The organism is Flavobacterium notoginsengisoli, from assembly GCF_014207905.1.
Classification (GTDB): domain Bacteria; phylum Bacteroidota; class Bacteroidia; order Flavobacteriales; family Flavobacteriaceae; genus Flavobacterium; species Flavobacterium notoginsengisoli_A.
On sequence record NZ_JACHLB010000004.1, the window covers coordinates 358,374 to 370,430 of the forward strand.

Annotated in this window: 9 protein-coding genes; 4 read left to right on the top strand and 5 right to left on the bottom strand. The window is 34.0% G+C overall.

The features are described from left to right. Positions 1-96: 96 nt before the first annotated feature. Positions 97-2,916, bottom strand: a complete 2,820-nt coding sequence (gene galA, locus HNP35_RS14370; RefSeq protein WP_184163320.1) for a beta-galactosidase GalA — start codon at positions 2,914-2,916, stop codon at positions 97-99. Positions 2,917-3,128: 212 nt separating this feature from the next. Between galA and HNP35_RS14375 the strand changes: the two genes are divergently transcribed. Next, positions 3,129-3,509 (top strand): hypothetical protein, encoded by a 381-nt coding sequence (locus HNP35_RS14375; protein WP_184163323.1) that lies wholly within the window; start codon positions 3,129-3,131, stop codon positions 3,507-3,509. An 83-nt stretch (positions 3,510-3,592) separates the two neighbouring features. Here the strand turns inward: HNP35_RS14375 and HNP35_RS14380 are convergent, their stop codons facing one another. Further along, positions 3,593-4,087, bottom strand: a complete 495-nt coding sequence (locus HNP35_RS14380) for a TlpA family protein disulfide reductase (RefSeq protein ID WP_184163326.1) — start codon at positions 4,085-4,087, stop codon at positions 3,593-3,595. Between the two features lie 380 nt (positions 4,088-4,467). On the opposite strand from HNP35_RS14380, the gene HNP35_RS14385 reads away from it, so the two are divergent. From HNP35_RS14385 to tyrS, 3 genes are all read left to right on the top strand, one after another. Further along, on the top strand, positions 4,468-4,770 hold the full coding sequence (locus HNP35_RS14385; protein ID WP_091496855.1) for an ArsR/SmtB family transcription factor: 303 nt from the start codon (positions 4,468-4,470) through the stop codon (positions 4,768-4,770). A gap of 7 nt (positions 4,771-4,777) precedes the next feature. Next, on the top strand, positions 4,778-5,884 hold the full coding sequence (locus HNP35_RS14390) for an NADH:flavin oxidoreductase (protein WP_184163329.1): 1,107 nt from the start codon (positions 4,778-4,780) through the stop codon (positions 5,882-5,884). A gap of 261 nt (positions 5,885-6,145) precedes the next feature. Beyond that, complete coding sequence (gene tyrS / locus HNP35_RS14395; protein ID WP_184163332.1) at positions 6,146-7,348, top strand: tyrosine--tRNA ligase; 1,203 nt, start codon at positions 6,146-6,148, stop codon at positions 7,346-7,348. A 427-nt stretch (positions 7,349-7,775) separates the two neighbouring features. On the opposite strand, the gene HNP35_RS14400 is transcribed toward tyrS, so the two are convergent. The 3 genes from HNP35_RS14400 to HNP35_RS14410 all read right to left on the bottom strand — a co-directional run bounded on the left by HNP35_RS14400 (position 7,776) and on the right by HNP35_RS14410 (position 12,018). Further along, positions 7,776-8,927 (bottom strand): acyltransferase family protein, encoded by a 1,152-nt coding sequence (locus HNP35_RS14400; protein WP_184163335.1) that lies wholly within the window; start codon positions 8,925-8,927, stop codon positions 7,776-7,778. Positions 8,928-9,015: 88 nt separating this feature from the next. Next, positions 9,016-9,663, bottom strand: coding sequence for a DUF1349 domain-containing protein (locus HNP35_RS14405; protein ID WP_184163338.1), 648 nt, complete (start codon positions 9,661-9,663; stop codon positions 9,016-9,018). A gap of 138 nt (positions 9,664-9,801) precedes the next feature. Next, positions 9,802-12,018, bottom strand: a complete 2,217-nt coding sequence (locus HNP35_RS14410) for a glycoside hydrolase family 3 C-terminal domain-containing protein (protein WP_184163341.1) — start codon at positions 12,016-12,018, stop codon at positions 9,802-9,804. Between the last annotated feature and the right edge of the window lie 39 nt (positions 12,019-12,057).

Genomic DNA, 12,057 nt, shown 5'->3' on the forward strand with positions numbered 1-12,057 from the left:
GATTTTGCGGATTTAGGCAGATTATTTTTTTGATTTAAATTATCATAAAATAAAAATCTTTACAAATCTGCTTAAATCTGCAAAATCTGCGTGAAACTATTTTAAACTCAAAGTTGTAGTTCGTAATCCTTTTGCAGAAGCAGAAAAAACAACTTCTTTAGCATTTTCATCTTTTTGGATAATGATTTGGGCATAACCATTAAAAAGCTTTCTTTTCCATGGCTCTGCTGGAGTAATTACCTGAATAATTCCAGGATCGGTATTCATAACATCCCAATCTTTTATTTTTTGTAAAGGAGTTGCTGCGATATGAATTGTGTTTTTTCCTTCTTTTAAAATCGCTGTATTAAAAGTATATTTTTGAGCATCTTCTGCACTTGGTTCTACCTTATTTCCGTTAATAAAAACAACAGTTTCTACTCCTATTTTTTTATAAAAGAAACTCACAATATTTGAAGCTGATTTATTTTTCAAATCAAATTCTCCTTTATAAATATAAGACGCTGCTTGTTTTTTATAATCACGATCTTTAAAAGCTTCAACCCATTCATTTTCAGAATAATTTAGCAATTGCTGAGGCAAAACAGCTGTGTTAACTTTTTGTTCTTTAAAATTATTTATAGCTACTAAATCAATGTTATCAATAAATTTATCGCTTTCTAACGAAGTTGGATCGCCGTTTCCTACTCCTAAAATTTTACCGCCTTTTATCGCAAATTCAATTTCATCATTTGCTGTGGGAACATGAAGACCGTTTTTATCTGTAACTTCAACTGTAACTACAGAAACATTTCCTTTCACAACATTTTCTTTATCCAAAGACAATTTGATATTTTCTGCTTTTGCGGTTGTTTTTTGAGTCTCAGTCAGTACTTTTTTACCGTTTTTATATCCAACCGCTTCTAGAGTTCCAGGTGCATAATTTACTTTCCATTCTAGATGTCCGTTTTTCTCCATTTTCTTTTTTCCTAAACTCTTTTTATTCAAGAAAAGTTCTACCTCATCACAATTAGAATATGCCCAAACATCAATTGCTGTGCCTTCCATTCCAATCCAGTTCCAATGCGGTAATAGGTGTAAAACAGGTTCTTTTCCCCACCACGATTTTAAATAAAAAACATTGTCTTTCGGAAAACCGCAGACATCCATCATTCCGAAATAAGACGTTACCGATGGCCAACCGTAAGGTGTTGGTTCGCCTCGATAATCAAAACCGGTCCAGATAAACATTCCTGCTAAATATGGTCTTCCCGCATAGAATTTCCAGCCTTCTTCTATACTGTAAAAAGTGGGTCTTGGCTTTTTGTCATAAGCACTTTGATAGTGTTTGGCATCATCTGTAAAATAAATTCCTCGGGTTGCAAACGTAGAACCTTCCTCCGTTCCCATTCCGGGTTGATTTTTAAATTGATTTCTATGTGCATCAATATCGCCATTTCCTAGATAATTATAGCCCATAATTTCAACTGCAGATGAAATTCCGCTCTTAAATCCACTACTGATTCCAACCGTTACTGGTCTTGTAGAATCGATGCTTTTTGCGAAATTCTGCATTACATTTGTAACTCTTTCGCCAACAATTCCACCTTCAATATTCCATTCTTCATTACCAACCGACCAGCAAAAAACACTTGGATGATTTCGGTCTCGTTCCATCATTCGCTGTAAATCATTTAAATGATAATCGTTAATTCCCATTAAACGGGTTTCATCAATCACCAACATTCCTAATTCATCACAAGCTTTTAATAACTCAGGCGTCGGTGGATGATGCGAACAACGATAAGCATTTGAACCCATTTCTTTCAGTTTCTTAATTCTGTAATACTGAATTTCATCTGGCAATGCCGTACCAATTCCTGCATGATCCTGATGATTGTTGGTTCCTTTAAGTTTTAAAGGTTTTCCGTTAAGAAAAAAACCGTTTTCTGGATCAAACTTAATGGTTCTGATTCCGAAAATAGTTTCATAACTGTCAATTATTTTTCCATTTTGCTGAATTTGAGTCACCAAACGATATAAATTTGGAGTATCAATATCCCACAAAAGCGGATTTTTGACACTTAATTTCGAAGTAAAATTTGCAGTTTTATAAAATTCAGGCGCAGAAACCTTTTCAGAATTAGTCGTAATCTGTTTATTCGAAGCATCGAAAATCGTCTGAATAATTTCTAAATTACCTTTAGAATTCCCTTTATTTTCAATAGAAACTTCTGCTGTTATTTCTGCATCATTATTTTTAAGTTCAGAAGTTACGTAAGTTCCATTTTCCTTAACATAAATCGGATTTGTTTTCTGTAAATATACGTGTCTATAAATCCCCGCTCCCTCATAAAACCAGCCTTCTTCCATCGAAGCATCGGCACGGACAACGATAGTGTTTTCTCCGCCATAATTGACATAAGCCGTTACATCATATTCAAAACCGTTGTAACCACTTTGTTCAGTTCCCAGATAAAATCCGTTAAAAAATACTTTTGAATTTCTAAAAACACCGTCAAATTTGATCGAGATTACTTTACCTAAATCACTTTCCAGAATATTAATTTTCTTTCTGTACCAGCCAATGCTCTTCTCGGGATAATTTTTACCCGCCGCTTTAAATCCATGACTAAAACTGGCGCTTTCGCTAAAAGGTTGTTCAACCGCCCAATCATGAGGAAGATCAAGTTTTCTCCACGCCCGATCGTCAAAATCTTTTGCAGCAGAACCATCTCCGAAACCTGTTTTGGTTAAATAGGAAAAATAACCTTCTGCATGTCCAAAATCTTTTTTAGTATCATATAAATGTCCAAACGAAAATCGCCAGTCTTTATCGATTAAAATTAATTCTCGATCTGATTTTTGAGCGGAAACCCAAAACGATAATAACAGAAAAAAAGAAAGTAAAGCTTTTGGAACAAAAGTGGTTTTCATAAATGTGGTTGTTAGTAAATCAAATAGCGATAAAAATAAGGTTTTTATCATAAAGAGATTAATAGTATTTTATCAAAAGCTGATAACTCATTCATCTTAATGCTTCTAAACGGAGTTTCAAAATTTAGAATGAATCTAATGGCTTTAGATTCCAGAATAATTTTCTTTTGATGTAACTTTATCTTAAAATCATAAAAAAAGCAAGAATTATTATGAGTACTATTCTAAACGAAAATAGACTCCACAGTAAATTTAAAACCCTAGATCATAAGATTAGCGAACTTAATGATCAAAAGATTGTTGCTTTTTTTGAATCTTTAGGATTAACAGAAAGAAGTGATGTTGCAAAGGATTTCCTGAAATGGGAAAACATTCTGATAGTCGTTCCAAACCGACATGTATCTCATGAATTGAAATATTATAAGTATGCGATTTCCAGAATTTCATTTCTAACAAATCCTTACGCAGATCAGATTCATATCTATGACCTTAAAGAGTGGAAAAGCGCATCTGGAAACAAAACCCAGTTTCAGATTAGAGAAATGCTGAAAACGAGTTTTGGAGGGGTTAAAAAAACAATTAAAGAGTCTTAGAAAAAAATAAAAGTCCAATCTTAACTGATTGGACTTTTATTTTTAGTTTCCTTATTATTTATCATTCCGAAATCATAAAAAAACTATTGAACTTCTAATAAACTTTTCACCTTATCTTCTAAAGCTTTTCCGTGAATGTTTTTTGCTAAGATAATTCCGTTTTTATCCACTAAAAAATTCAACGGAACAGATTGCAATTTATAATCTGCAACAGCGGGCGACTGCCAGTATTTTAAATCGCTAACATTTATCCAAGGTAATTTTCCTTTAGCAATTGCTGCTGTCCACAGTGGCTTTTTCGTATCCATCGAAATACCATAAATTGATAATTTGTCTGGATAAGCGTTGTGCAATTTTAGTAATAATGGCTGTTCTTTAATACAAGGTCCGCACCAAGAAGCCCAAAAGTCAATTAAAACTAAAGAACCTCTTAATGATGAAAGCGATACGTTTTCGCCTTTTACGTTTGGAAGATCGATTTCTGGAGCAATATCGCCAACATCAACACCTACAACTTGTGCTTTTGAATTGGTTATTACACAACATAAGAATGCTAGAATAAGTAAAATTTTTTTCATGATTTAAGTTTATTTTGATTTGAGGGATGTTTTTTAATCTCGCAAAGTCGAAGAGCCGCAAAGTTTTTATCTATTAAGATTTAATAGCGTCCAGCTTTAGCTGGATGATTTTATATAATGTTTCTTAAAAGGCTTTAGCCGAACTTTACGAATTCGGCTAAAGCCTTTTAACTCCAATATTTCCCCCCTAGCTAAAGCTAGGGGCTATTGAAAAAAACTTTGCGACTATGCGACTTTGCGAGATTATTACAAAAACAAATATAAATTTTCTTTACTAAAATTCTAAAGCATCACAGCATTTTCTCCTTCTTCAATCATAAAATTATGCTAAATAAATTTCACTTAATTGGTATATCGGGAAAAGTCGATATATTTGTATTATGGAAACGATAGAAATATTTAAAGCTTTATCTAACAAGTCCAGACTACAAATGCTGGAATGGTTAAAAGAACCGGAAATTAACTTTCCTGGACAGCTGGAACATGCCGGATTTGAACACGGAGTTTGTGTGGGTCAGATTCAGGCTAAAGCTGGTTTAACACAATCGACAGTATCCGAATATCTGTCTATTTTACAACGCGCTGGTTTTATCGAAGCCAAACGTGTTGGACAATGGACTTACTATAAACGCAACGAAGGTGCCTTTGAAGCACTTAGTAAATTAATTCAATCTAATTTGTAAAATTACTATGAGTACAAACAACCTTTTTTCTCCGTTTAACTTAAAAACGTTAAACCTGAAAAACAGAATCGTAATGGCGCCAATGACGCGCTCTTTTTCTCCTAACGGAGTTCCAACTGACGAAGTAGCCGCTTACTACCAAAAAAGAGCGGAAGGCGAAGTTGGATTAATTTTATCTGAAGGAACTGTAATTGACAGACCTTCTTCTTCAAATGATGCAAATGTCCCTCATTTTTATGGCGATTTAGCTTTAAATGGATGGAAAAAAGTAATAGATGAAGTTCACGCTGCAGGCGGAAAAATGGGACCTCAGATCTGGCATATGGGAATTATGGACAATCATCATTCTGGATGGGTTCCTCCTGTTCCTTTTGAAGGTCCGTCTGGATTAAATCGTCCTGATTTTAGAAATGGTGTTGCCATGTCTGAAAAAGATATTGAAAATACAATTCTTGCTTTTGGTAAAGCTGCCGCTGATGCTAAAAGATTAGGTTTTGATACTATTGAAATTCACGGTGCACACGGTTATTTAATTGACCAATTCTTTAGAGCTGAAACGAATCTACGTGAAGATATTTATGGTGGAAAAACACTTCCGGAACGTAATCGTTTTGCTATTGAAGTAATCAAAGAAATCAGAAAACAAGTTGGAAATGATTTTGCTGTTATCATGCGTTTTTCTCAATTCAAACCTTCTGATTACAATTATAAACTGGCTAAAAATCCACAGGAATTAGAAGCTTGGCTTACTCCTCTTGTTGATGCTGGCGTTGATATTATTCACGCTTCTCAACGCAGATTCTGGGAACCTGAATTTGAAGATTCTGATTTAAATTTTGCGGGATGGGCTAAAAAAGTTACAGGAGCTCCAACAATTACAGTAGGTTCTGTTGGACTTTCTGGCGATTTCTTTGGTGCTTTTGCTGGAGAAAGTTCAGAACCAACTTCTTTAGAAGAATTAAACAGACGTTTCGACAGAGGCGATTTTGATTTAGTTGCTGTTGGAAGACCTCTTTTATCTGATCCAAATTGGGTGGCTAAAATCAAAGCAGGAAAAACAGATCAGTTGAAAGGTTTTAGTAAAGAAGCTTTAGGGCAATTGATTTTAGAGTAAATTTTAAGATACTAAGTCGCTAAGATTCTAAGGGACTAAGTTTTTTTGAATACCATAATTAAAAAATTTATCTTTGCAGTCATGAAATTCTTGAACAGCATATTACGTCTTCCATTTTTCAGCACTTATTATTATGCAATAATATCTGCTCGGATAGGCTATGCATATAATTCAACGTATTCACAACTGTAAATTAAATAGATAAATTATATAAACCTTAAAGCCCGGGCATTTTGTCCGGGCTTTTTTATTTTCAAAAAAATGGAAACAATTCAAAAACTTAAAGAGAATGCCGCCATCTTTCTTCCCGAAAATGGTTTGGAAGAAAAACTAAATCTGGCTGAAAAAGAAAAGAGAAAATTAATTATCAAACTAGGTTTTGATCCAACTGCTCCTGACTTGCATTTAGGACATGCTGTTGTACTGAAAAAACTAAAACAATTTCAGAATCTCGGACATCAAATTGTAATTGTAGTGGGAAGTTTTACGGCTCAGATTGGCGATCCGACGGGTAAAAACAAAAGCAGAAAACCATTAAATGCTGAAGAAGTAAAGCATAACGCAGAAACTTATATTTCGCAATTGTCTAAAATTATTGATGTTGAGAAAGCACAAATTGTTTTTAACTCAGAATGGCTTGATGCACTTTCTTTTTCTGAAGTGATTCAAATTATGTCGAATGTTACGGTTGCCCAATTAATGCATAGAAACGATTTCAACAAACGATTTACAGAGAATACTCCAATTGCGATGCACGAATTGGTTTACCCAATTTTACAAGGATTTGATTCTGTAAAAATCAATGCCGATATTGAAATGGGCGGAACCGATCAGTTATTCAATTGTACGATGGGAAGACAATTACAGGAAAATTTTAAAATGCCCGCTCAAATTGTAATGTGCATGCCTTTGCTGAAAGGTCTTGACGGAAAAGAAAAGATGAGTAAATCGCTTCACAATACCATCGGTTTAATTGATGAACCAAATGAAATGTTTGGCAAAACCATGTCGATTCCGGATGAGCTTATTTTGGAATTTCTGGAATTAACAACTGATTTCTCATTCAAAGAAAAACAAGAAATAAAGAAAAGATTGGAACTAGAAAATCCGATGAACATTAAAAAGTTAATTGCAAAAAATATCATTACACAATACCATGACCAAAACAGTGCTGAGAAAGCTGAAGCATTTTTTGTGAATCAATTTCAAAGTAAAAATCAGGAAGCGAAGTCATTTGTTTCGGTTATGATTTCTTCTTTAGAAAATGAATCGAATCAAATTGCCTTGATCGACCTTTGTTCTTTAATCAAAAATGACATTACAAAATCGGCAAACAGAAGATTAATTGAAAGCGGTGCCGTTCAGATAAATCATGAAAAGATTTTGAATCCATACGAATTGATTCCGCTCTTAAAAGAAACAAAAGTTAAGATCGGAAAAAGGAATTTTTATGAGTTAGTTTAGTTTTTTTTAAAGGTTCAAAGGTGCAGAGTGACAAAGGAACAAAGTTTTTTTTCTGATTATATTAATTGTTCCGTAGGAACATCTAATCGGTAGAAAATAATATTGTTGTCAGTTGTCACGTCCCTTAGGAACGTTTGACATCGTTTTAGATGTCCTAGAGTATCAAACGTTCCTAAGGAACGTAAACGTCTCTCGTCATTTTTTTACCGATGAAACATTCCTACGGAATGATAGCATAATGCAAAAGTTTAAAATTACGTTTTCATTGAAAACGATCTTAATTAAGAAAGGGATAAACAATTAAGTTTATCCCTTTTTTGAATATCTATAACTAACAAAATTTAGAAATTCAATATTTTGTAAGATCCTAAGACACTGAGATTCTAAGGGGCTAAGTTTTTTTAGCAATATCTATAATCTTAGAACCTTAGTTGGTTAGAGCCTCAGAACCTTTTTTTCTTTGAAACTTATTCACAAGCCAATTTCTAACTGGTTCATCGTATAATTTCAAACATACGAAGGCTAAAATGATGCTTACGATTAAAACTCCAATTCCTTCTAAATACCCATCTGCCATAGAAACTTTATTATCTACAACCCAAGCTGTAAACCAATAAATTAATGGATAATGTGTAATGTAAATTGGATACGAAATATCTCCTAAAGCTTTACAGATTTTTAGAGAAACTTCATTTTTAATTTCTCCTCCTGCTCCAATGGCAACAATAAGAGGAAACATTACAATAATACAGAATGACTCGTATAAACCATTCATCCAAAGGCTATTCTCATCTCCAAATCTTGGTAAAGCTAAAACAATAGTAATCAAAATACTGCAGATCCAGAAAGCATTTTTTACATGAATTAATTTCCCTAAACGGCACAATAAAACACCCGCAAAAAATGGAAATAACAAACGTGTAAAACCAACATTAAGCTGTTCTAAATTTAGCGACCAACCGCCAATTACATCTCCTTTTGAGCCAAAAACAGTATAATTAATTAGAAGTCCTGCAAATATCAGCACGAAAACTGACATCACTTTATTCGAAAATTTTCTAAAGATTAAGGCATACAATATGTTTGCAATATATTCGAAGAAAAGCGACCAAGCTGGACCGTTTAAAGGATGCATTTCTCCCCAACCTCTGATTTCTAATGAAGGCGGAATTGGCAATAAAGTAAAACCAACAATCATCGTTAAAATAACTTTCCAAACAGCCATATCTGCAATCATTGGAAATAAGATATCAGATGCTTGAAAATAATAAAATATGGCCCCGATAATCATTCCTAAAATAACCATTGGCTGTAAACGGATTAAACGACGTTTGTAAAATTCCCATTGGGTCATTTTTGCCCAGCGATCGTCATACGCATAAGCGACAACAAATCCTGATAAAAGGAAAAAGAAATCTACTGCCAGATAACCATGATTGATAATTTGTTTGAAACGGTTTCCTCCAGCAAAAGCTTCAAAAATATGAAAAGCAACAACTAAAATTGCCGCTACACCACGCAGACCATCAAGTATTTCGTAGTGTTTTTTAGGTGTAATATCAGATGAAATTGAACTCATTTATATTTGGTTTAGGTTAAGTTATTATTGTAAGTTTAAGTTTTTTTGAGTTTGGAATTTGGACTTTTACTATTGAAAATTAACTTTCTTATTGGTGGTTTTTAAGCCATTCTGCTCTTCTTTGGTCTGGCAAATGTTTTACAGAGAAATTTTCAAATTTGGCTTCAAATCCTTTTCCGTCTGGTGAAGCAGCCATTAATCCGACCATTACTGGTGTATTGTCCTGCAGCGGCGCATTTCTGGTCATGATATAATTTTTATCATCAAAAGAATAGAATATTTCAACAGCATCTAATCTTCTTACTGCTTTAATCCAAATAAAAGGTGGAACTTTCTCTAATGTTGTTACGCTCCAATCACTTTTATCATGCGTTACAACAGTGCTTACATTAAATTTTCCGTCAACAAACTCAACACCTGTTTTAATGTAATTCTTTTCGTCAATGCGAATCATTAAGCCCATTTGGTCAAAACGAGCGATGTAATTTCCTGTCAATTTTACTTTGGCTTCAAATTCTCCGCCATAATTTGCATAGTAAAAAGGCGCATCATCAACGGTAAATCCGTAGTGAGAAATTCTCCAATAATCGCTGTTTGCAGTAACATTCATAATTAATGCATTGTTTTTAATTTCCCATTTTTCTGGTTCATTAAACCATTGCATTTTACTAAGAGTCTGTGCCGAAATATTTTGGCACAATACAAGTCCAATTGTAAATAATAATAGTCTTTTCATTTTTATTTGATTCTGATTTATCAAAAGCAAAACGTCTAACATTTTACTTCTAACATCTAACTTTTTTAAGACAAAAGCAAAGCTGCAAATTTTGACACTTGCAGCTTTACAAACCAACCAATTTTTAGAAATAAAAACTTATTTAAGTGAGAATCCCACTTTAGATTTTATATCTGTTGATGAAGCTCCAATAATAGCTTCGAAATCACCAGGTTCTGCAACCCAGTCATGTTTTTTATCGTCGAAGAAACTTAAAGCCGTTTTGTCGATTGTAAATGTTACTGTTTTTTCTTCTCCAGCTTTTAGAGCTACTTTTTCAAAACCTTTTAATTCTTTTACTGGACGAGGCAATGAAGATTTAGAATCTGTAATGTACAACTGCACTACTTCTGATCCTTCTCTGCTTCCTGTATTTTTTACGTTAACTGAGAATGTGATTTTATCTCCAGTGTTAATCTGTTTTTTGTCAGCCGTTACTTTTCCGTAAGCAAAAGTGGTATAGCTTAAACCGTGTCCAAAAGGGAATAAAGGTTTGATTTTGTTTTTGTCAACCCAACGGTATCCCACAAAAATTCCTTCGTTATATTTTACTTCATCTCCACCTGGAAATTCTCCTAAAGCGTGAGCTCCGTTATCAGCTAATTTTACAGGGAAAGTGAAAGATAATTTTCCTGAAGGATTTACATCTCCAACCAAAACATTTGCTAAAGCATTTCCAGCTTCAGTTCCTAAAAACCAACCTTGAACAACTCCTGGAACTTCTTTAATCCAAGGCATTGCCACTGCATTTCCAGAAATATTTACAAAAACAATATTTTTATTCACTTTAGCCAGTTCGCTAATTAATTTATCCTGACCATAAGGTAATTCTAAATGTTTACGATCGTGTCCTTCATCATCCTGATTTTCGCTTTTGTTTAAACCTCCGATAAAAAGAACTATATCAGCATCTTTAGCAATTTTTAAAGCTTCTGCTGTTAACTCAGCTTGCGGGCGTTTTTCTTCTAAACTAACTTTAGCAACCACACCATTATAATTACTTGTTGGATCTCCAACGTAACCTCTTGCGTAAACAATTTCAGCTTGGTTTCCGATTCTTTTCTTTAAACCTTCAAGAGGTGTAATTTCGTATCTTGCTTTAAGCGAAGAACTTCCTCCACCAACAGTCATCATTTTGATTGCATTTTCTCCAATTACAGCAATTTTCTTAGTTTTAGAAAGATTGATTGGTAAAATGTTATTATTGTTTTGCAATAAAACAATTCCTTCTTCGGCAATTTTTCTGCCAGCTAAAGCGTGTTCTTCTGTTCCGAAAGATCCAAAAGGACGATTTCTATCCATTGTTGTTAAGAAAGATAAACGTAGAATACGACGTACTTTTTCGTCTAATTCTTTTGTTCCAACCTCTCCTTTTCTGATCATTTCAGAATATGGTTTTGCTAGATAGTAGTTATCGTAAGCATTACTTGTTCCCCAAGAAAGTCCGTTTGTCCATGAACCAAACTCCATATCCAATCCATTGTGGATAGCTTGTTTAGTATCATTAACTCCACCCCAATCTGAAACTACAACTCCTTTGAAACCCCATTCTCCACGAAGAATATCATTTAGCAAATATTCGTTGTGACAGCATTGTTGTCCTTTATATTTGTTGTAAGCTCCCATAATCGCCCAAACATCACCTTCTTGAACTGCCGCTTTAAAAGCAGGAAGATAAATTTCGTATAAGGCACGATCGTCAACAACTACGTTAACTGAGTTTCGATTTGTTTCTTGATTATTTAAAGCGAAGTGTTTTACGCAAGCAGCAACTCCGTTTGATTGAACTCCTTTAATGTAAGGAACAACCATTTTAGAAGTTAAAAATGGGTCTTCTCCCATATATTCGAAGTTACGCCCGTTTAAAGGACTTCTGTAGATATTTACACCTGGACCTAATAATACATTTTTGTTACGGAAACGCGCTTCTTCTCCAATAGATTTACCATATAAAGAAGCCAATTCTTTGTTCCAAGTTGATGAAAGTGCTGTTAACGCAGGAAAAGCGATACAAGAATCGTTTGTCCATCCTGCTTGATCCCATTCGTCCCATTTTACCTCAGTACGAATTCCGTGTGGTCCATCGGTCATCCAGTTTTCTGGAATTCCAAGACGTTTTACACCTGGAGAACTAAATTTAGATTGTGCATGAATCATGGCAATCTTCTCTTCGGTTGTCATTCGCTTAAGCGCATCTTCTACACGCTCATTCATCGGCTTTTTATCATCTAGATAAACTGGAACTTTGTCTTGGGCATTCACCCCAAAAGAACTTAGTAAAAGTAAAACAACAATTGTTTTTACGTTTTTTAACATAACAGTAATTATTAAAGCATTAGTTAGATAATAGTAAAT

What these genes read in the sequence shown, in the direction of transcription:
- HNP35_RS14410 (WP_184163341.1), bottom strand. Translation starts at nt 12,018, where the DNA reads ATGTTAAAAAACGTAAAAACAATTGTTGTTTTACTTTTACTAAGTTCT.
- HNP35_RS14375 (WP_184163323.1), top strand. Translation starts at nt 3,129, where the DNA reads ATGAGTACTATTCTAAACGAAAATAGACTCCACAGTAAATTTAAAACC.
- HNP35_RS14390 (WP_184163329.1), top strand. Translation starts at nt 4,778, where the DNA reads ATGAGTACAAACAACCTTTTTTCTCCGTTTAACTTAAAAACGTTAAAC.
- HNP35_RS14400 (WP_184163335.1), bottom strand. Translation starts at nt 8,927, where the DNA reads ATGAGTTCAATTTCATCTGATATTACACCTAAAAAACACTACGAAATA.
- HNP35_RS14380 (WP_184163326.1), bottom strand. Translation starts at nt 4,087, where the DNA reads ATGAAAAAAATTTTACTTATTCTAGCATTCTTATGTTGTGTAATAACC.
- galA (WP_184163320.1), bottom strand. Translation starts at nt 2,916, where the DNA reads ATGAAAACCACTTTTGTTCCAAAAGCTTTACTTTCTTTTTTTCTGTTA.
- HNP35_RS14405 (WP_184163338.1), bottom strand. Translation starts at nt 9,663, where the DNA reads ATGAAAAGACTATTATTATTTACAATTGGACTTGTATTGTGCCAAAAT.
- HNP35_RS14385 (WP_091496855.1), top strand. Translation starts at nt 4,468, where the DNA reads ATGGAAACGATAGAAATATTTAAAGCTTTATCTAACAAGTCCAGACTA.
- tyrS (WP_184163332.1), top strand. Translation starts at nt 6,146, where the DNA reads ATGGAAACAATTCAAAAACTTAAAGAGAATGCCGCCATCTTTCTTCCC.